Raw genomic sequence first — 20,210 nt, 5'->3', positions numbered from 1 at the left:
AGCTACCGTTTGCGATAGGTCAGCAGCGTGCGTTCGATGCCACCGTGCAATTCGTATCCGACGACCTCCTGCTGCAGGAATACAGGGTTGGTCGTGGTTTCCATCAGCCCTCTGGGTCCTTTCATGGCGACACCCAAGCCTCCAAGGCGCAACAGGCCGCCGGCGACGTTCAGGAAGTCGGAAACGGTCCAGACGGCTCGCGAAACGACAAGGTCGAAGGTTCCTAGGCGTTGGATGGGACGGGTTTCCGCACGCCCCTCGCAAACGTCGACGTTGGTTAGCCCACACCTTCGGACGGCATCGCGGAGGAAGTTGGCCTTCTTCCGTCTGGATTCGATCAGTATGATCAAGGACTGTGGCGACACAATCGCCAGGGGGATCCCAGGGAACCCTGCGCCGCTGCCTAGGTCGGCCACCCGCCAGCCGGGTTCGATGAATCTGGCCACGGCGAGCGAATCCACTATGTGGCTCCGGACAACAGCCAGCGCAGTGGCGGCACTCGTCAGCGACAAACGGGTCCGCCAGAACAGCAGCGTTTCGATGTAGGCTTGGAAAATCGCTAGTTGTTCGGAAGAAAGAGATATTCCAAACTCCTGCGCACCACGGACCAATTCGGTAAGCGGCGCGCCCTTCGCCGGCGACCGGTCAGCGGCCTCCATAGCGCTTCAGGTGAACCGAAAGCAGCGATAGCGCCGCAGGGGTAATGCCCGGGACGCGTGCTGCTTGACCCAGGGAATGGGGCCGAACCGTGGTCAATCTCTCCCGCACTTCGCGGGAGAGGCCAGTCACGGCTTCGTAATCGATTTCGTGAGGAATTACCGATGCCTCCAGGCGTTTGAAGCGGTCGACGGCATCTTGTTGGCGCCTCACATAGCCTGAGTATTTGATGGACACCTCGACCTGGGCCGCGATATCGGCAGGAAGGGGCGTGATACCGAACAGACCACCGGCGAGTCCTGTCACCGCGTCATACGACAGCTCAGGTCGTCGAAGCAATTGGGCCAGACTGGACGGTCTGGAGATCTCCGCCGTCCCGAGCGTCCGCAACTGCTGGTTGATGTAGGGTGACGGCAGCAGCATCGCTTCTTCCAAGCGTTTCATCTCCCGGCTCGCCAGTTCGGACTTTTTCTGCGTCCTCTCCAATTGGTCCCGGCCGATTGCACCAACCCGTCCGGCAATCTCCGCCAGGCGAGTATCAGCGTTGTCTTCTCGTAGCAGCAGGCGGTATTCCGCGCGAGATGTGAACATACGATAGGGCTCACCGCCTACACCCTTTGTGACCAAATCATCAATAAGAACACCGATATAGGCTTGATCACGCCCAAAGACGAGTGGTGCCTCTTGGCGCACTTGCAGAGCGGCGTTGATGCCTGCGATGAGGCCTTGCGCTGCGGCTTCCTCGTAGCCGGTGGTGCCGTTTATCTGTCCGGCATGGTAGAGACCACGAACCAGCTTGGTTTCCAAGGATGGCAGAAGTTGCCTCGGATCTACATAGTCGTACTCGATGGCGTATCCCGGCCGCATAATGGCGGCATGCTCAAGGCCCGGGATGGAGTGAACCATCGCGATCTGGACGTCCAATGGCAGACTGGTCGACAGGCCGTTGGGATATACCTCAACCGTATTCCGGCCTTCTGGTTCCAGAAATATCTGGTGGCGTTCTTTGTCAGCGAAACGGACGACCTTGTCCTCGATCGACGGACAGTAACGTGGCCCACTACCCTGAATGCGCCCGGTGTAAAGCGGAGAGCGATCGAGGCCGCTGCGGATGATCTCGTGCGTACGGGCGTTGGTGTAAGTGATGTGACACGCAAGCTGGGACTGGATGATCTTTGGAGTCGAGAACGAAAAGGGGAGCGGATGTTCGTCGCCCTCCTGAACCGGAAGCCCGCTGTAGTCAATGGTCCGGCTGTCCAAGCGAGGGCAAGTGCCGGTTTTCAACCTGCCGATGCGAAATCCGAGATCGACAAGTTGCTCACTGAGACCAGTGGAGGCGAAGTCACCTGCCCGCCCGGCCGCCATGTTCCTCTGCCCGATGTGAATCAACCCATTCAAGAACGTACCGGTCGTGAGGATGACAGCGCCTCCTTCGATGCACTCGCTCATCTGCGTCTGCACACCTCGGACTGCATCTCCGGCGACCAAGAGCCTTTCGACGTTTCCTTGATACAGGGTCAAATCTGAAGTTCCCTCGAGCCGCTCCTTCATGCGTTGGCGGTAGAGGGCCTTGTCGGCTTGCGCGCGCGAGGCGCGCACGGCTGGGCCCTTTTTGGTGTTCAACTGACGGAACTGTATGCCCGTTTCATCGATCGCCCTGGCCATCTCGCCGCCCATGGCATCGATTTCCTTCACCAGATGGCCTTTGCCGATTCCTCCGATCGCAGGGTTACAGGACATCTGCCCGATGTGATCCAGGTTCAACGTGATCATGAGTGTATCGCAGCCCATGCGAGCTGCCGCCAGAGCCGCTTCGATGCCGGCGTGGCCCGCGCCGACAACGATGATGTCAAACCGCTTCGAAAATGGGCCCATGGCTGCTCCTATGTTCCACGTGAAACTATTATTTGCCAATGCAGAATGCGCTGAAGATCTGATCGAGGACCTCCTCGGACGTGATGCCACCGGTGACCTCACCGATGTGGTCGATGGCGTCCTGCACATCGACTGCAATCAGATCCGCTGGCCGCGCCTCACTTATCGACTCGCGCGCCAGCATGAGACTGTTGCGCGCCTTCTCCAGCGCGTCGCTATGACGGATATTCGTCAGTATTGGACCGCTCGCATCGAAACCGTTTCCGCAGCTGACTTGCGCCACAACGGCCTGCCGCAGTGCGCTTAGACCCAACCGCTCTTTGGCGGAAACCGCGACGATGGGCCGGCCGGCGCCAGCTCGCTGCAACTCATCTTCGGAGATACCTTCCGGAAGATCGGTCTTATTCAGCACAATGATCTGCGGCGTTCCGGCGGCGGCTTTCAGCACGGCGTCATCTTCGCTGTCAAGGGGAGCAGACGCATCCAAGACCGTGAGAAGAACCTCTGACGCGGCGATCTTGGCCGTGGTGCGCGCGATGCCAAGGCGTTCGACGGCGCCCACCTTGGCCGGCTCCCGCAACCCGGCGGTGTCTGTCAGCACCACGGGCACACCCTCAAAGTCGACGGTTTCATCGATCGAATCACGCGTCGTGCCCGCCAGCGGCGTCACGATCGCGCGATCCTCTCCCAAGAGCGCATTCAGCAAGCTCGATTTGCCCACGTTCGGTTTTCCAATGATGGCCACGCGCAATCCCTCACGCAGCCATCTGCCGTGACTAAATGTATTGATAAGATCCTGGATAGTTACTATACAATGATCAGCGGCAGAAAGAAGCTGTTCGGCGGACACCACGACATCTTCCTCGCAGAAGTCGATCTGCGTTTCCAGCAGTGCCTTGAGCCCGACCAGCTGGGAGCGCAGCCCCGCCAGGTGCTCCGACAGCCGCCCGCCGAGTTGCTGGGTGGCAAGCGCAGCGCCCGCGATCGTCCGGGCACGCACGAGGTCGAGCACGGCCTCGGCTTGCATCAGATCGATGCGGCCGTTCAGAAAGGCGCGCTTGGTGAACTCCCCCGGTTCGGCCAGTCGGGCACCGCAGCGCAAGACGCACGCCAGTATCCGCTGTAAGAGCACCGGAGCGCCGTGACAGTGCAGTTCCAATACATCTTCACCGGTGTAACTCCGTGGCCGATGCATCAGGACGGCGAGGCCCTCGTCGAGCACGCCGCCGTCTGCATCGATCACGCGGCCATGGTAGAGGTGGTGCGAGGTCCAGCGTGGCGACTCGCGCCTGGGTGAAAATACACGGCTGGCAATGGCAGGGCTGAGCGGACCGCTCACCCGGATGATGCCCACGCCGCCCGGACCCGGTGGCGTGGCAACTGCTGCGATGGTGTCGTCGGCGTACATTCAAGCCGGCGCCGACGGCAGGGAGGCTATCCTTCCTTTGCCCCCGTCGCCTGCGACCTTTCCCGTCCCGACGGGGACTGCCCCGCAGGGATAATGATCAATTTGCGAAAATAGCCTTTACCTGAACTCCTCGTGCTGAGCGAGGGGTCCTCTTGGAGCACCATATGTACGATGCGGCGGTCGCGGGGGCTCATGGGATCGAGCGCGACGATCTTGCGCCTTTTCTTTGCTTGCTCACCCATTCGTCGAGCAAGCTCTTCCAAGGATTGGCGGCGGCGCGTCCGGTAGTTCTGGGAATCGACTACGACTCGGGTCGCACCACCTTCACGGGCGACCACTCGATTCAGAAAATACTCCAAAGCATCCAGCATCTGGCCCCGGCGACCGATCAGTACACCGCTCGAATCGCCCTGAATTTCGAGAAGGATGTGATCGTCTTCTTCTCGCAGGCCGACATCGGCAGGCACATCCATCAGGTTGAGGATTCCCCGCAACACCTGTGCGGCTTGCCCTGCAGCCGTACCACTCTGCTTCAATGGCTGTGGTGTCGAGCCCGTCTCTTCTTGTTGCGCCGCTGGGGCGGGTTCCTCGTCCTGACGAAGCAAGCCTTCGGTGTCGATCGGGGCACGCAGTGCGGCACGTACTCTTGCCTTGCGACCGCCGATGCCAAACAGACCCCGCGCGGAGTTCGATAGAATTTCTATCTCGACACGATCGCGCGTGACGCCGAGCATCTTGACGGCGTTCTCGATCGCTTCGTCTATGCTGTTTCCCTCTGCTTCAACCGGATCCATCGTCATCCCTAGGTGGCGGTACGATTCATGTAGAACTGCTGGGCAATCGTCAAGAGATTGTTCACCAGCCAGTACAGGGCCAATCCGGACGGAAAATTGACGAACATGAAGGTGAACATCAAGGGCATGACCATCATTACGCGCTGTTGCGCCGGGTCACCCGCACTGGGGGTCATCCATTGCTGGACGAACATGCTCACACCCATGAGCAAGGTCAGCACAGGTATTCCGGGCAATTGCACGAAGGGCAGTTGCATCGCCCCAAGGCGGTCCGGCGCGGACAGATCGTTGATCCAGAAAAGAAATGCCGCGTGCCGCAGCTCAACGGTATTCAGCAGCGCTTGATATAAGCCGAAGAACACCGGGATCTGCAGCACCATCGGCAGGCATCCCCCGAGCGGATTCACCTTGTGCCGGCGGTACAGCTCCATGATCTCCTTGTTCATCTGTTCCGAAGAATCTTTGAAGCGCTCCCGGATTTTCGCCATCTGCGGCTGGAGCTTCTGCATCGCGCGCATGGACTTGAAGCTCCGTTGAGTGAGCGGAATGAAAAGAATCTTGATGAGCACGGTCAACAGAATGATGTCGATACCGTAATTGCCAGTGAAGGTGTGTGAGAATTTCAGCACGTGGAGCAACGGGACAGCAATGAAGCCGAACCACCCCAGGTTCACGCCACGCGACAGACCGTGCCCGACACCTTCCAGCGCGTCGAAGTCCTTCGGCCCGATGAAGATGTCCAAGCGCTGCTGGATCGCCTCCGAGGAGATCGGAAAGAGCATCTTCTCTTCGACGGTGCCGTCGCGGAGCTTGAGCCACAACCGCTGGTTCTGCGCCTCGATCGGTACCATCGCTGCCAGAAAATGCTTTCCAGAGTAGCCTGCCCACTGAATATCCCCGTGCATGTCTTTTTCGGGGATGATCTTGCCAGCTGACAGCTTGTCGAAGGGGTCTTCCGTGAACTTGCGACCATCCAATAAGGCGGTGTGGTCGAAGATCACTTCCGAACCCGGCTGCGGCGTCGTGTCCACCCCTTTAACCCAGGACACGGCCAGTTCGTTGTAATCGTGCGGGACATGCTGCGCGCTGACGGCGGCCGAAAACTCGTAGCGGTCGCCGCGGAAGGTGAAGCGCTTACGCAGGCTCACCCCCTCGCTTGTCCAAACGAAGTCGAGGCTGCCTTCCTCGTCGGGATGCAGATGGAGATCGCCGCCTTCGACGCCGTACGGTGCATTGGTGTCTGCGAACACCTGCGTACCCCGTAGTTCGATACCGAAGGGCAGCTCACCGTCTTTCCCTGGCACGACCATCTCTTGGAACGGGCTGTCTGCGTCGACCGTAGTCCGATACTTCTTGAGTAGAAGGCTCTGCAACCGGGCGCCCGCCGAGGTGAAGACCGCCTTGTAAAGATCGGTCTCTACGGTGATGTTGCGAGCCTCCGCTTCGAGCTTTGGGCGCGGTGCCGGTGCCGGCAACTCTGGCGCACTTTCCCGGGGGCCGCGATTTGCCGCAACCTCGGCCGCCGGCGTTTCGCTGACCGCTTCTTCGTTTTCCGTCGTCGGCGGCGGATAGAAACGGCGGAGAACGACCTCCTGGTAGAGCACCAGGATGGCTATCGAAATCGCTACCGCAATGAGGGCTCGCTTTTCCATCTAGTCAACCGACAGGATCCCACCCACCCGGATGAAAGGGGTGGCAACGCAGAACCCTCTTAAGGGCCATCCACGTGCCGCGCGCCGCACCATGCCGGTTGATGGCCTGGCTGGCATACACGGAACAGGATGGCGCGAAACGGCAGCACGGGCCCAGAAAGGGCGAGACCGCGGTTCGATACGACCACAGGGCCGCAACCAAGACCATCGACACCGTCTTCATGACGAGGTCGAGTGCTCTTCGGATATCAGGGCCGAACGTCTCCACTGAGCTCACCTGGTGAGTGCAATCTTCAACGCCGCAGCGAGTTCGTGCTCCACCTCGGTGCAACTCGCGTCAGCCGCGCTGGGCCGGACGATCACCAGGACATCTCGCGAAGGCACGAGTTGCTGCTGGTAGTGTCGGAAGAATTCACGCACCAATCGTTTGATTCGATTCCGGACCACCGCACCGCCTACTTTTCGGCTAGCCGTTATGCCGAGACGAGAAACGCCGTGGCGCGCCACCTCGGTGATAACCACAAACCGCGGTCCTGCCCGTCTCCCGGCCCCTCGCTGCAATCGGACGAATTCCGCCCGTTTGCGGATTCGCCGCGACCGTGGCAGTCGCAGGTAACCACCTGCCTGCGTCAGGACGGCTGCTTCGGTGGAATGCTTACCGTCAACCGTTTGCGCCCCTTGGCGCGCCGTCGCTTTAACACTGCCCGCCCGCCGGGACTGCTCATGCGAGCGCGGAAGCCGTGCGTACGCTTGCGCCGTCGGTTGCTCGGTTGGTATGTTCTTTTCATTAGGTCCCCTCAGCGGTGGGGCGAGCCCCCACGGGGCTGTGCTCTTCATCCGCGCTCACCGCCGATCCCTGGTTTTTCTCGGCGGAACCGTACATTAAAACCACAAGGCGCAAACCATGTCAATTTGTGCTCAGGTAGTAGCTGGCGGTGCCGCTGCGCTGTCCCCAGCTGGCGTCTTTGACTTGCTGTACTCTTTTGCGAAGTGTTCTGGGCACAACCCCCTCCGGGAGCAGGGCTTGTGGCACCCCTCCGCATTACAGCTCCGGTACCGCGGTTTGGGCAGCGTGCCCTTACGCCACTGGCGGTAGTGGCGCGCGCAGTATCCTTTTCCATGAACTTCCTGACTGCAATCGGAAGCTTTGCATGTGCCTTTGTTTGCCATCAATTTGCCCTTCTCCTCTTCTCAATTCCAAAACTCGGGTCTGGCCTGCCGACTCATGAGGTCACCCACGACTTGGCGCGCAGGCTTGTCTTCGTGCAACATCAGGCGTATCTGCTCCGTGATCGGCATCTCAACCCCAACTCGCCGTGCCAGAGTATAGACGCTGACGCTGTTCCGCACACCCTCCGCCACCATCTTCATCGACTGCAGGATCTCCTGCAAACACTCGCCGCGCCCGATGCGTAGACCGACGGTCCGATTTCGGCTCAAATCCCCGGTACATGTCAGTACCATATCTCCCACGCCCGACAAGCCTGACACCGTTTGCGGATCGCCACCCATCTTGGCGACGAGGCGGGCGATTTCCGCCACACCGCGGGTGATCAGTGCGGCGCGGCTGCTATTGCCCAGCCCGAGACCGTCGCTGACTCCGGCGGCGATCGCGATCACGTTCTTCACCGCGCCGCCCAGTTCCACCCCGACCACATCCGTGCTGCTGTACACACGGAAGGTCGGTCCCCGGAAGACCGCCTGGACCGTTTCGGCGGTATCGACATCCACGGCAGCAGCGGTCACCGCGGTCGGCATTCCGGCGGCAACCTCGCGCGCGAAACTGGGACCGGACAGGGCGGCGATGCGGCCGCCGAACTCGGGTCCGAGGACATCGACCAATACCTGCGACATGCGGTGCAAGGTCCCCTCTTCGATGCCCTTGGAGGCAGAGACAATGTAGGGGCGCCCTTTGATGTATGCCCGTGCCTGGGTCATCACTTCACGCACGACATGCGAAGGGGTCACGGCCACCAACAGCTCTTGCGCGCCGACTGCTTCTTTCAGGTCATCCGTGACGTGAATTGTCGCGGGCAGCGGGAAGCCGGGAAGGTACTCGTGGTTCTCACGCTGCTCGGCCACTGCGCGTGCGGTGGCCCGACCGCGGAACCACAGCGTCACCCGGTGGTCCAATTCCGCCAGCAGCTTAGCCAGCGCCGTTCCGAAACTGCCCCCACCAATGATGCCGATTCGCATAGTTTTTCTCTCGGCGACTTCGCACATTTGACCTTAGCACGCAAGGCGCGCCGTCTGGCGTCCGGCGCCTCTCTTTGCGACAATGCCGTGGCAATGATTGCGCGGGCGTTGACCATCGCTGGTTCGGACTCCGGCGGCGGTGCCGGGGTCCAGGCCGACCTGAAGACCTTTACCGTGTTCCGCGTCTTTGGGATGAGCGCCATTACCGCTCTAACCGCGCAGAACACCTGCGGCATCACCGGCGTTCATGCCATCCCCGCAACCTTTGTCCGCCAGCAAATCGATGCGGTCGTTTCTGACATCGGCGTCGATGCCGTCAAGACAGGGATGCTGGTCAATGCGGCGATCGTCCGCGCCGCCGCCGCTGCCCTCCGCGATCATCACGTGAAGATCCTCGTGGTCGATCCGGTCATGCTGGCGGGGACGGGTGCGGCGCTTCTCGAAACCGAGGCTCGGGAGGCTCTGGTCCGTGAACTGTTCCCGCTCGCTAGCCTCGTAACCCCGAATATTCCTGAGGCGGAGGCGCTGACGGGTCGAACAATCAGGTCCGCTGGCGATATGCGTCACGCCGCACGCGCACTGCGCGAACGCGGGGCGCAGGCATGCCTGATCAAGGGTGGACACCTGCCTGGGGCTGAAGCCATCGATGTCTTCTATGATGGGACGGACCTGCGCGAGCTGGCCGCGCCTCGCCTGCCAGTACGGCACACGCATGGCACCGGCTGCCAGCTCTCGGCGGCGATTACCGCCGGCCTTGCCCGCGGGCTGTCCCTGTGCGAGGCGGTTGAGCAATCCAAACGGTTCATCACCGCCGCAATCGCCCATGGTCTCGCAATCGGCAGAGGTACGGGTCCAGCCAATCCGCTGGCGTGGCTCGAGGCCGACACAGAACCCAGAACCCAGAGCACAGAACGAGAGAGACCATGACTGCGGTGTGCAGGTCTCGTGCGCTTTCTGTGATCTGACCGGAGGGAGGAACGATGGCGATTCATTTCGGAGTGAGCCTTCCGCAGATTAAACGCAGCTGGGAGGAAACGCGGGCGGCAGCCCTGGAATTCGAATCCCTAGGCTATGATTCCCTGTGGGTGGTCGATCACCTCTACGGTATCCCCGCTCCGCAGCTTCCGATTTTTGAAGCCTGGACGACGCTGTCTGCCGTCGGCGCGGTCACCTCGCGCATCCGACTTGGTACGTTGGTGTCGCCTGTGGGCTTCCGCAACCCGGCACTGCTGGCGAAGATCGTTGCGACGCTTGATAGAATCACCAATGGCCGGCTGATCATCGGGCTCGGCGGCGGCTGGTTCGAGATGGAGTTCACTGGCTACGGATTTGACTTCCCTCCGCTTCCGGTCCGTCTCGAGCAGCTTGAGGAAGCGGCCGGGTTGATGAAGCAGATGTGGACTCAAGACCAGGCCAGCTTTTCCGGTAAGCACTTTCACGTCACCGATGTCTATTGCGAGCCCAAGCCGGTCCAGACGCCCCATCCGCCACTACTGATCGGGGGCGGTGGAGAGCGGGTGTTGCTGCGCATCGTGGCGCGTCACGCGGACATTTGGAACAACCTGGCGGTCAATCAGCCAGACCTCGCGCACAAGGTCCAGGTGTTGCACGAGCACTGCCGGGCTGTCGGTCGCGATCCGAAATCTATTCAGGTATCGCAGCAAACCATGGTTGTGCTCGGCAAGGACCGGGCCGACGCAGAGGCCAAGCGCGAGAAGGCGCAAAGCGTTTACGGTGGACATCTGGGCCACGGCATTATTGGCACGCCGGCCGAATGCATCGAGAAGATTGAGCGACACATTGCCGCCGGTTGCACCATGTTCGTGATCGAATTCTTCGGCCGCGACACACGCGAGCCGGCACGATTGTTCGCCGAGACCGTGATGCCCGCGTTCGCCGGGCGGCCGTAGAACCCGGTCGCCAGTCTGGTCGGTAGCGCAGCGATAAGGAAACAGGCGGCTATCGCAGCGTAGCGAAGAATCCCTTGATCCGCGCGGCATTGGCGCCGATATCGCTTCTGCCGTCACGTGACTTCGACCGCATCTGAACAACGCTCACGTCTTCCTGGGCCCGTACCTCGACGACGAAATCGTCCTTGAAATGAAACAGCCGTGAGGTGGCGACCCCTTCGAGGGCGTGTACGCCGGCGTCGTCTCGGGTGATGTCCCAGTCAGGCATGCGCCTGGCAGCCGCCTCGACACGCTTGAAGGCCTCTTCTGGGGTGGCGGAGATGCGTAGCGGCGCAAGGTCCGGATATGCCGTACGCTGCTGAGCGGCGAACGAAGCCCCGGGATAACTCATATCCCGTCCGACGTTGCCGGCGAGGGATTGCGCGCTTGCGAATTGGGGGGGACTGACGGTGTCAGTCGTGATGTCGTTGATTGGCGGAAATGTCCGTGCGGGAACCGCAACGGTGAGGAAGACCGCCGTGACGAGGGCCCCCGCTGCAAGTCCGCCGCTCAGTCCGGCGCCGCGCAGGCCCACCACAATGCCCACCATCAAGGCCGCGATGCCCAGCAAACCGCCCACAGCGAAGAGTCCGAACCCAGCCATCGGTGGTGCGAAGGCGAAATGCGCCAGCAGGGGTCCCAAAACGAACGCTGCCACTGCCGCCGCTGCGAGCAGAGAGGCCCAGCGTGGCCCACGGAGCCTGACCTTCGCCATTCACGCACCTCCTCGTTGATCAATGACTGCCTGTGTCGTACATGCCCAGCCAACCTGTGTCAATTTGGATGTAGCCGGTCATGAGCGCGCCTCACATGACTTGCTCGGGACCCAGCAACTGCTGCATACTGCGCGAGCCCATGCGCTGGTACCCCCTCTTATTCGTCATGTTGGCTGCCTGTGCGTCAACCTGGCAGCGCCAACAATCACGGCTCGCCGACGACGAGGCAGACGGGCAATACGCGCAGGCAATGGCAGACGCCCGCTGGCTGATCGACAACGCCCTTTATGAAGCTCCTGCGGCGGACCGGTTGCCCGCGGCGGAGGCAAGCCGCTATCTGCATCTCGCCAAGCTGGCCGTCAGAGCGGGAGACACCCGGGCTGCGGTTGATGCCTTGCGCCAGGCGCTTACGGTCGATCCGCAGCAAGGGGCCGCCGTCCGTGCCGAAATCGCCCACCTGCCGTTGCCGCCCGCCCAACTAGACCGTCTCAAGCGGGAGTTCGCCTGGAATAGCGCCGCACTTGCACCGGGCGACGACGCCGACCTGGGTCCAGATGAGGGCTCGCGGTGCTGGTCGTACCGCGTCCGTGAGGTGCAAATTCGCCATCGCCGCACGCTGCGGACGGCCGACGGTCTCCAGCGGCAGGTGACGTATGATGCCCGGCCATGGCGATTCGATGCCGATTCCGGCCGCTGGCAGGCAGAAGGGCCGTGGGTGACCGACGTGGGCATGGAAATCGAGCTGGCTGACGGACCGGAGCGGCCACGATACCGCGCCGTGACTGCTGCAAACCACGGATTCTTATCGGACGACCGTGTCCCGCCTTGCCACCGTACCGCCTGGCAAGGTCCATACGACGCCAGCGGCACTGTGTTTGTGGCCGAGCGGCTGCCGGCTGCTGAAGCAGAAGTCACGCCGTAGTCTTGTCGTAATTTCCCTGTCCGGGCGTCGTGCTTGACTGCTCCCGCCCCCACCCTTAGCATGCAGCACTCCGCCCCATGCGCCTCCTGGTAATCATTCTCGCCTCCGCCGGTTTTGTCGGCTACATCCCGGTTGCGTCCGGCACCTTCGGTTCCATGGTGGCGGTGCCGCTGTTCTGGGGCTTCGATGCGCTGCGGGCCACGTCGGTTCCCCTCTACGTGCTCACCTACGCGGGGCTGGTAGCGGCTGCCTGTTGGATCGCCGGACAGGCGGAGCAGTACCTTCAGGAACACGATAGCCACAAGATCGTGATCGATGAGGTCGTCGGGTATCTCGCCGCCACTCTGTTCTTGTCGCCAACCTGGCCGCATGCCCTCGGTGCGTTTCTCATTTTTCGTGCCCTCGATGTCATCAAGCCGTTTCCCGCGGACTACATCGACAAGCATTTCCCCGGTGGTTACGGTGTGGTTTTGGACGATGTCGTCTCCGGCATCTACAGCAATATCCTGGTGCAACTCCTGATAGCGGTGCGGGTTCTGGCATGATCGAGAAGGCCGCCATTCTGAGCAGCGGCGATGAACTAACGACAGGCCGGACGCTCGACACCAATGCCAACTTCATCGCTGACCACCTGGTCGCCTCCGGGCTCGATGTCGTTGCCATCATAGTCGTTGGAGACTACCCCGACCGCATCGCCTGGGCCTGGCGTGAGGCCATGCGCCTGGCCGACGTGGTCATATCCACCGGCGGCCTCGGCCCGACGGCCGACGACCTGACCGCCGAGACCGTGGCCCAGGTGACGGGCCGGCGCTTGATCCTCGCCCAGAACGTGGCCGACCGCATCCGGCGCATGTTTGAAGCCATGGGCCGCGTGATGCCCGAGAACAACCTCAAACAGGCGCAGTTTCCCGAAGGCGCGGTCATCATCCCCAACGGCCTCGGCACGGCGCCTGGCTTCCGTCTTGATCTCCTCACGGAGCAGGGTCCGCGCCATTTGATCGTCTTGCCGGGCGTGCCGCGGGAAATGAAGCCGATGATCGAGGAGCAGGTGCTGCCGTGGCTCCAGGAAGCCCGCGGCGGCAAAGAGATCTACGTCAGTCACGTGTTTCAAACCTTCGGCATCAGTGAGTCGGCCTTGGATGAATTGGTCGCCGGCTGCGTCACCGCGGACGAAGGCCGGATCGCCTTCCGGGCAGCCTTTCCCCAGATCTCGGTGCGGCTCACCGTGCATGGCCCGCCCGCCGTGGCGCCACGGCGGCTCGAAGAACTGGCAGCGCGCTTGCGCCAACGCATCGGCAGCTACGCCTACGGCGAAGGCGATACCACCATGGAGGCGGTCGTCGGCAGCATGCTGAAGGAACGCGGCTTGACGATAGCGCTTGCCGAATCGTGCACGGGCGGCCTGATCGGCCACCGCATCACCAACGTTCCGGGAAGCTCGACCTATCTCAAGGGCGGTATCGTTGCGTACGCGAATGAGGTCAAACAGCAGAGCCTCGTCGTGCGCCCCGAGACCTTGGAAGTCCACGGTGCGGTGAGCGAAGAGACCGCCGTGGAGATGGCCACCGGCGCGCGCCGCGTCTTGGGCAGCGATATCGGCTTGGCCGTCACCGGCGTCGCTGGGCCCGAGGGCGGCACCCCGGAGAAACCCGTCGGCACCGTCTGCCTCGCGCTGGTAAGCGCCACCGCCGTTCATCACCGCCGCTATCAACTCTGGGGCACGCGCGATTGGGTAAAGTTGCTGTCGTCACAGGTCGCCCTCGACTGGGTGCGCCGCTACCTGTTGGGACTGAATCCGAGCGAGTCGGGCATTCTGCGGCGCTGATCGTAGCTCGTGTTCGTGAGTCGGGCTCGGTTTCTCGCTGCGAAGTGGATTCTGAACGGCTGCCGTAATAGGCTTTGGCTACAATGGGCGCAGAGGAAGGCGAACGCATTCGGAGTTTCATCGCCGTGGATCTGGAGGAACCGGTGCGCGCCGCGCTGCGCCGGCTGCTCGACCAGGCGGCTCAGCTCAAGTGCGATGTGCGGTGGGTTCGCGGCGAAGGGCTGCACGTGACGCTGAAGTTTCTGGGATGGGTGGAAGCAGCGCGCTTAGAGCAGGTTCACAGCGCGCTGGCCGCCGCGGTCGCTGGCCGACCGGCGCTGCACGTCCGGGCGCATGGTCTTGGGGCGTTTCCGACTTTACGCCGGCCGCGTGTCCTGTGGGTGGGTCTGGAAAGCGAGGGGTTAGCCGAACTGGCGGTGGGTGTCGAGACGGCGATGACCCGGGTGGGGTTCGAACCGGAGAAGCGCGCCTTTACGCCGCATATCACGCTGGGACGCGTCAATGGCACGCGCGGCTGGTCACGTGTGGAGGAACTCTTCAAGATACATATGTCTGATGACTTTGGAGCCAGCCACGTCGACGCGGTGACAATCTACCGCAGCACGCTGCGGCCCGACGGCGCGGTGTACACGCCGCTCTGGACAATTCCGCTCGGCCGGAATAAAGAGGTGCCACAATGACAGTAGATGCGGATCGCGCGCGGGCGCTCGACTTGGCCGTCAGTCAGATTGAAAAACAGTTCGGCAAGGGCGCCATCATGAAGCTCGGCGAGCACGGACATGTGCGAGACATCGACGTGGTCTCCACGGGATCGCTCGGCCTCGACATCGCCCTAGGCGTGGGCGGCCTGCCCCGCGGCCGCGTCGTCGAGATCTTCGGACCAGAGTCCTCCGGCAAGACCACGCTCGCGTTGCAGGTGGTCGCCGAGGCCCAGAAGACGGGCGGCGTCGGTGCTTTCATCGATGCCGAACATGCCCTCGACATCAGTTACGCCCGCCACCTCGGTGTGAGGATCGAGGACCTCCTCATCTCGCAGCCAGACAACGGCGAGCAGGCCTTGGAGATTGCCGAGACCCTGGTGCGCAGCGGCGCCGTCGATGTCCTGGTGGTCGATTCGGTGGCTGCCCTGGTACCACGGGCGGAGCTGGAAGGCGACATGGGCGACCCGCAGATGGGATTGCAGGCGCGCCTCATGTCGCAGGCTCTGCGCAAGTTGACCGCCACCATTTCCCGTTCGCACACCATTCTCATTTTCATCAACCAGATCCGCATGAAGATCGGCGTCATGTTCGGCAACCCGGAGACCACCACCGGTGGCAACGCTTTGAAATTTTACTCGACCGTGCGTCTCGACATCCGCCGTGTCGGCGCCATCAAGCAGGGCGACGCGGTAATCGGGAGCCGCACCAAAGTGCGGGTGGTGAAGAACAAGGTCGCACCCCCTTTCAAAGACGCCGAGTTCGACATCCTGTACGGTACCGGCATTTCGCATGAAGGCGAGCTGGTCGATCTGGGCGCCGAGGCCGGCATCGTCGAAAAGAGCGGGGCCTGGTACGCCTTCGAGAACGAACGCATCGGGCAGGGACGTGAGAACACGAAGGACTTTCTGCGCCAGCACCCCGATGTGGCGCGAGCCATCGAGCTGAAGATTCGCGCCGGCTCCGGGGTGCCGAGCCCTGCTGAGTCCGAAGGGCAGCGCCCCGAAGGCGAATCACCGCGTGCCGAACCGCCAAAAACTGACGCAAAGAAGACAAGCAAAGCGACGTAACCAGCCCCCGGCGTGCTGGCCTCTTTGTTGGTAAGAGATAGCCTCGCAGCGCTGGCACGAAACACGCTCTTGCGATGAGGCGGTAAGTCGACGATGGAACTCCAGGACATTCTTCGAACGGCCGTGCGGTTGGGCGCTTCAGACGTTCTGCTCAAAGCGGGCGCGCCCCCCGGGGTGCGCATGCACGGGGACCTTGTGCCGCTGCCCGACGCGGAGCCGATTACTCATGAGGCGCTGCAAGGCACGGTGGACGAGATGCTGGATGAGTTTCACCACAAGCGGCTCGCCATTGACCTCCAAGCCGACCTGGCATACGAAACGCCCGAATTAGGGCGGTTTCGCGTCAACGTGTTTCGTCAGCGCGGCGAATTCAGCGTCGTCATTCGCATCATCCCCTCCCGTATCCGCTCGATTGCGGAACTGAACCTGCCCACGGTGGTGGAACGCATCGCGAGCGAGCGCAGGGGCCTGGTATTGGTCACCGGCACGACGGGCAGTGGCAAGAGCACGACGCTGGCGACTATGGTGGATTACATCAATCAAACACGCCGGTGTCACATCATCACCATCGAGGATCCGATCGAGTACGAGCATGCCGATCGGTTGAGCTTCGTGAACCAGCGCGAGGTCGGTTACGACGCCGTGAGTTTTCCCAGCGCGCTCAAGGCGGCGTTGCGGCAAAACCCGGACGTGATTCTGGTGGGCGAGATGCGGGATCTGGAAACCATCGAGACCGCCATTCTCGCCGCGGAGACCGGCCATCTCGTGATGAGCACGCTGCACACCTTGGATGCACCCGAAACGATCACACGGGCAATCAGCGCCTTCCCCGAGCATCAACGCGACCAAGTCCGCCTGATCTTGGCCAGTGTGATCCGCGGCATCATCAGCCAGCGCTTGATCCCACGCGCGGACGGAGTCGGAATGGTGCCGGCCGTCGAGGTGTTGGTGTCGACAGCACGCGTGCGGGAATATATTGCGGACAAAGAGAAGCTGCGCGATTTGTGCGAGGTCATCGCCCAGGGGCACATTTCCTATGGCATGCAGACGTTCGATCAGTCGCTGATGGCGCTGCTCCGCGACGGCCTGATCACGCATGATGAGGCCCTGGCGAACGCGACCAACCCCGCCGATTTCGAGTTGAAATTGCGGGGCATTGCTTCCACCAGCGACAGCCGCTGGGACGATTTCGAACGCCATGGCTCGGTTGGAGACTCGAAAGTCAAAGTCGAAATCGAACGCTTCTGAGGTCGCCGAGCGCGCCTGGCAGCACGCCATTCGGCTCCTGGCGGCGCGTGACCGCAGCGAACAGGAGATTCGGGACCGGCTGGCTGCAGGTGGCGAGACGGCGGCGACCATCACGGCGACCGTGCGCCGCTTGCGCCAGCGGCGTTATCTCGACGATCAGCGCTTGGCGCTCGGAGCCGGCGAACACGCCGTCCGCCGCGGCTACGGCAGCGAGTACCTGCGAGCCCAGCTGGGACACAAAGGCGTGGCCGACCGGCTGATCGACGAGGCGGTTGAGGCGGCTTATACGGATGAAATCGGATTGGCGAGACGGGTGCTGGCGCGAAAGTTCCCCGTGGAGCCGCAACGGCCGGCAGAGCGGGCGAAAGCCGCACGTTTCCTGTTGCGCCGAGGCTTTCCCGAAAGCGTCGTGTTCGCCATTCTAGACGAGGCCTGCTAAGAATCTTCGCATGATGACGGGCGCGGAAATCCGTTCCGCCTTTATCGAATTCTTTCGTCGGCGCGGCCACCAAGTCGTGCCCAGTTCCTCCCTGCTGCCGGACAAGGATCCGACACTGCTGTTCACCAATGCCGGCATGGTGCAGTTCAAGAACGTCTTTCTCGGCACCGAAAAACGCGCCATCCGCCGGGCCGTGAACTCGCAGAAGTGCCTCCGCTTGAGCGGCAAGCACAACGACCTCGAGGAGGTTGGGCGCGACACATACCACCACACCTTCTTCGAGATGCTCGGCAATTGGTCCTTCGGTGACTATTACAAGAAGGAAGCCATCGCCTGGGCCTGGGAGCTGTTGACGCGAGAATGGAAGCTCCCCAAAGAGAAGTTGTTCGCCACCGTGTATCAGACCGACGATGATGCCGAGAGTTGCTGGCGCTCGGAGACCGACATTGCCCGCGATCACATCCTGCGCTTCGGGGAAAAAGACAACTTCTGGGAGATGGGCGAGGTGGGGCCGTGCGGCCCGTGCTCGGAGATTCACATCGACCGGGGGGCCGAGGCTTGCGACATGCGGCACGTCTCCGGCCATGTCTGCGGAGTGAACACCGGCTGCGCCCGCTTCATCGAGCTGTGGAACCTCGTCTTCATCCAGTACAACCGCACCGCCGATGGCACCCTGGAACCCTTGGCGGAACGGCACGTTGACACGGGCGCCGGACTCGAGCGCCTGGCGGCCGTGCTGCAAGGCGTGCCGTCGAATTACGACACGGATCTGTTCCGCGACCTCATCCGCTTCACCGAGGAACACGCCGGCAAGCGCTACGGCGCCAGCAACCAGGACGACCTTTCGTTCCGCGTGATCGCGGACCACGGCCGTGCGCTCACCTTCATGGTCGCCGACGGGGTTCTGCCAAGTAACGAAGGCCGCGGCTATGTGTTGCGCCGTGTCCTGCGGCGCGCGGCGCGCCACGCCAAACAGCTGGGATTCGACCAGCCGTTTCTCTGGCGCGTCAGCGGAGCAGTGCTTAGCACTATGGGGACTGCCTATCCCGAGATCGGCGCGCGGCATGCGCATATCGAGCAGGTCATTCGGAGTGAAGAAGAGCGGTTTGCGGAAACGTTGGACAAAGGCCTGGCCTTGTTCGAAGAGGAAAAGGCGGCGCTGCAGGCGCGTGGCGTTACCGTGCTGCCCGGCGCTGCCGCGTTCCGACTGTATGACACCTACGGTTTCCCGCTCGATATGACCCAAGACATCCTGCGCGCCGACAACTTGGGCGTGGATGTTGCCGGGTTCGATGCGTGCATGGACGAACAGCGGCAGCGGGCCCGCGAAGCGCGCAAAGCCGGGGCGGAGATCATGGCGCCGACGGGCGCGTACACGTCCCGGTTCGTCGGCGACCGCGCCTACGAGTGGGAATCCACCGTCGCCGCCTTGATGGTTGACGGGGCCGACCGCGACGAGGCCCGGCCTGGCGACCGTGTGCAGGTCATTGTCTCCGAGACTCCCTTCTACGGGGAATCGGGCGGTCAGGTTGGCGATCGCGGCGTGATCGAGACCGACGCCGGGGACCTGATCGAGGTGGCGGACACCCAGAAGCCGCGCGCCGATCTCACCGTGCACCTGGGTACGGTGGTCCGCGGCGCCGTGCGTAAAGGGGATCGGGTGCGCCTGCGCCTCGATCGCATTCGGCGCGATGCGGCACGACTGAACCACTCGGCCACCCACATTCTGCACGCCGTGCTGCGCGAGCACCTTGGCACGCAAGTGCGCCAGGCAGGCTCGCTGGTGGCACCAGACCGTCTGCGGTTCGATTTCAACCACCATGGACCCATATCCGACGAAGAACTATGGCGCATCGAGGAGGATGTGAATACCCGCATCCGCGAGAACGCGGCCGTGCTCACCGAGGAGATGGCGTATCCCGACGCCATCAAGCTGGGTGCCCTGGCGTTTTTTGGTGACAAGTACGGGGATCGCGTCCGCGTCGTCCGCACGGGGGACTATTCGACCGAGCTGTGTGGCGGCACGCATGTCGAGCGCACCGGTGACATCGGTTTCTTCAAGGTGCGGGCCGAGACCGGTGTGGCGGCGGGCGTGCGGCGCGTCGAGGCGCTCACCGGCGACGGCGCGTTGGCATGGATGCGCGGGCGTGAGCAACTCCTGCGAGAGATCGGCGAGTTGGTGCATGCTTCTGAAGAAGAGGTGGCCGCGCGTGTCGCCCGCTTGGTAGCGCAGCAGCGTGAACTGGAAAAGCAGCTGCAGCAGCTGCAGAGCAAGCTCACTGGCTCGCAGAGCGATGACCTGCTGCGCCAGGCCCGCCAAGTGGATGGGATCACCGTGCTGGCGGCTGAGGTCGAAGGGGCTGACGACCGCGCCTTGCGTGACCTTGCCGATCGCTTGCGCGATCAGATCCGCTCCGGAATCATCGTCCTCGGGACGACGCGGGGCGAGCGGGCGCTGCTGCTGGCCGCCGTCACCCGCGATCTCACCAAGCGCTATCATGCCGGCGAAATCATCAAACGCATCGCACCGCTGATCGGCGGCAGCGGCGGTGGCAAGCCCGACCTGGCGCAGGCGGGCGGCAAAGAGCCGGCGAAGTTGCGCGAAGCGTTGGAGGCAGTGTACCAAATTGTGTCCTGAGCAACAGTCTACGATCGCGGCCGCGGAAGACCAGGTCCTCGAACTGTCGTTCGAGAATCACCACCTGTTTGAGAACCTGCTCGGCCACCACGATGAACACCTGAAGGTTATCGAACGCGGGCT

20 protein-coding genes are annotated in these 20,210 nt (G+C 62.5%); 10 read left to right on the top strand and 10 right to left on the bottom strand.

Annotated features, from left to right (window positions below; translation table 11 throughout):
* Window positions 1–2 precede the first annotated feature (2 nt).
* From rsmG to VF515_06215, 9 genes are all read right to left on the bottom strand, one after another.
* Window positions 3–659, bottom strand: a complete 657-nt coding sequence (gene rsmG / locus VF515_06255; protein HEX7407239.1) for a 16S rRNA (guanine(527)-N(7))-methyltransferase RsmG — start codon at window positions 657–659, stop codon at window positions 3–5.
* Window positions 646–2,532, bottom strand: a complete 1,887-nt coding sequence (gene mnmG, locus VF515_06250) for a tRNA uridine-5-carboxymethylaminomethyl(34) synthesis enzyme MnmG (GenBank protein HEX7407238.1) — start codon at window positions 2,530–2,532, stop codon at window positions 646–648. The genes rsmG and mnmG overlap by 14 nt, the downstream gene beginning before the upstream one ends.
* Window positions 2,533–2,560: 28 nt before the next feature.
* A complete protein-coding gene (gene mnmE / locus VF515_06245; protein ID HEX7407237.1) occupies window positions 2,561–3,940 on the bottom strand; it encodes a tRNA uridine-5-carboxymethylaminomethyl(34) synthesis GTPase MnmE in 1,380 nt (459 codons plus the stop codon).
* Between the two features lie 26 nt (window positions 3,941–3,966).
* Entirely contained in the window at window positions 3,967–4,734 is a 768-nt protein-coding gene (gene jag, locus VF515_06240) for an RNA-binding cell elongation regulator Jag/EloR (protein HEX7407236.1), read from the bottom strand.
* 8 nt (window positions 4,735–4,742) lie between these two features.
* Window positions 4,743–6,386 carry a membrane protein insertase YidC gene (gene yidC / locus VF515_06235; GenBank protein ID HEX7407235.1) on the bottom strand — a complete coding sequence of 548 codons (1,644 nt, stop codon included), beginning with the start codon at window positions 6,384–6,386 and terminating at the stop codon, window positions 4,743–4,745.
* Between the two features lie 4 nt (window positions 6,387–6,390).
* The gene (gene yidD, locus VF515_06230) at window positions 6,391–6,609 is read right to left on the bottom strand and encodes a membrane protein insertion efficiency factor YidD (protein ID HEX7407234.1); all 219 of its coding nucleotides are present in this window, start codon (window positions 6,607–6,609) and stop codon (window positions 6,391–6,393) included.
* 50 nt (window positions 6,610–6,659) lie between these two features.
* A complete protein-coding gene (gene rnpA / locus VF515_06225; protein ID HEX7407233.1) occupies window positions 6,660–6,992 on the bottom strand; it encodes a ribonuclease P protein component in 333 nt (110 codons plus the stop codon).
* Window positions 6,993–7,015: 23 nt separating this feature from the next.
* Entirely contained in the window at window positions 7,016–7,174 is a 159-nt protein-coding gene (gene rpmH / locus VF515_06220) for a 50S ribosomal protein L34 (GenBank protein ID HEX7407232.1), read from the bottom strand.
* Between the two features lie 403 nt (window positions 7,175–7,577).
* Window positions 7,578–8,582, bottom strand: coding sequence for an NAD(P)H-dependent glycerol-3-phosphate dehydrogenase (locus tag VF515_06215; GenBank protein HEX7407231.1), 1,005 nt, complete (start codon window positions 8,580–8,582; stop codon window positions 7,578–7,580).
* A 27-nt stretch (window positions 8,583–8,609) separates the two neighbouring features.
* Between VF515_06215 and thiD the strand changes: the two genes are divergently transcribed.
* Together thiD and VF515_06205 are read left to right on the top strand one after the other, a co-directional pair.
* A complete protein-coding gene (gene thiD, locus VF515_06210) occupies window positions 8,610–9,509 on the top strand; it encodes a bifunctional hydroxymethylpyrimidine kinase/phosphomethylpyrimidine kinase (protein ID HEX7407230.1) in 900 nt (299 codons plus the stop codon).
* A 53-nt stretch (window positions 9,510–9,562) separates the two neighbouring features.
* A complete protein-coding gene (locus VF515_06205; protein ID HEX7407229.1) occupies window positions 9,563–10,492 on the top strand; it encodes a TIGR03560 family F420-dependent LLM class oxidoreductase in 930 nt (309 codons plus the stop codon).
* Between the two features lie 49 nt (window positions 10,493–10,541).
* Here the strand turns inward: VF515_06205 and VF515_06200 are convergent, their stop codons facing one another.
* Window positions 10,542–11,246: a DUF1499 domain-containing protein gene (locus tag VF515_06200; protein HEX7407228.1), complete on the bottom strand. Its 705-nt coding sequence runs from the start codon at window positions 11,244–11,246 to the stop codon at window positions 10,542–10,544.
* A 140-nt stretch (window positions 11,247–11,386) separates the two neighbouring features.
* On the opposite strand from VF515_06200, the gene VF515_06195 reads away from it, so the two are divergent.
* From VF515_06195 to alaS, 8 genes are all read left to right on the top strand, one after another.
* Window positions 11,387–12,169 (top strand): hypothetical protein, encoded by a 783-nt coding sequence (locus tag VF515_06195; GenBank protein ID HEX7407227.1) that lies wholly within the window; start codon window positions 11,387–11,389, stop codon window positions 12,167–12,169.
* A gap of 77 nt (window positions 12,170–12,246) precedes the next feature.
* On the top strand, window positions 12,247–12,714 hold the full coding sequence (locus VF515_06190; GenBank protein ID HEX7407226.1) for a phosphatidylglycerophosphatase A: 468 nt from the start codon (window positions 12,247–12,249) through the stop codon (window positions 12,712–12,714).
* The gene (locus tag VF515_06185) at window positions 12,711–13,994 is read left to right on the top strand and encodes a competence/damage-inducible protein A (protein ID HEX7407225.1); all 1,284 of its coding nucleotides are present in this window, start codon (window positions 12,711–12,713) and stop codon (window positions 13,992–13,994) included. The genes VF515_06190 and VF515_06185 overlap by 4 nt, the downstream gene beginning before the upstream one ends.
* Before the next feature lie 83 nt (window positions 13,995–14,077).
* Window positions 14,078–14,674, top strand: a complete 597-nt coding sequence (gene thpR, locus VF515_06180) for an RNA 2',3'-cyclic phosphodiesterase (protein ID HEX7407224.1) — start codon at window positions 14,078–14,080, stop codon at window positions 14,672–14,674.
* Entirely contained in the window at window positions 14,671–15,762 is a 1,092-nt protein-coding gene (recA, locus tag VF515_06175) for a recombinase RecA (GenBank protein ID HEX7407223.1), read from the top strand. The genes thpR and recA overlap by 4 nt, the downstream gene beginning before the upstream one ends.
* 93 nt (window positions 15,763–15,855) lie before the next feature.
* Window positions 15,856–17,010 (top strand): type IV pilus twitching motility protein PilT, encoded by a 1,155-nt coding sequence (locus tag VF515_06170; GenBank protein HEX7407222.1) that lies wholly within the window; start codon window positions 15,856–15,858, stop codon window positions 17,008–17,010.
* Window positions 16,961–17,449, top strand: a complete 489-nt coding sequence (locus VF515_06165) for a regulatory protein RecX (protein ID HEX7407221.1) — start codon at window positions 16,961–16,963, stop codon at window positions 17,447–17,449. Before VF515_06170 ends, VF515_06165 begins: the two co-directional genes overlap by 50 nt.
* A gap of 13 nt (window positions 17,450–17,462) precedes the next feature.
* Window positions 17,463–20,087: an alanine--tRNA ligase gene (gene alaS, locus VF515_06160; GenBank protein ID HEX7407220.1), complete on the top strand. Its 2,625-nt coding sequence runs from the start codon at window positions 17,463–17,465 to the stop codon at window positions 20,085–20,087.
* Window positions 20,088–20,210: the final 123 nt, after the last annotated feature.

This window comes from Candidatus Binatia bacterium (assembly GCA_036382395.1).
Taxonomy (GTDB): domain Bacteria; phylum Desulfobacterota; class Binatia; order HRBIN30; family HRBIN30; genus JAGDMS01.
The sequence above is the reverse complement of the archived record's forward strand: the minus strand, read 5'-3'. Positions and strand labels throughout refer to the sequence as shown.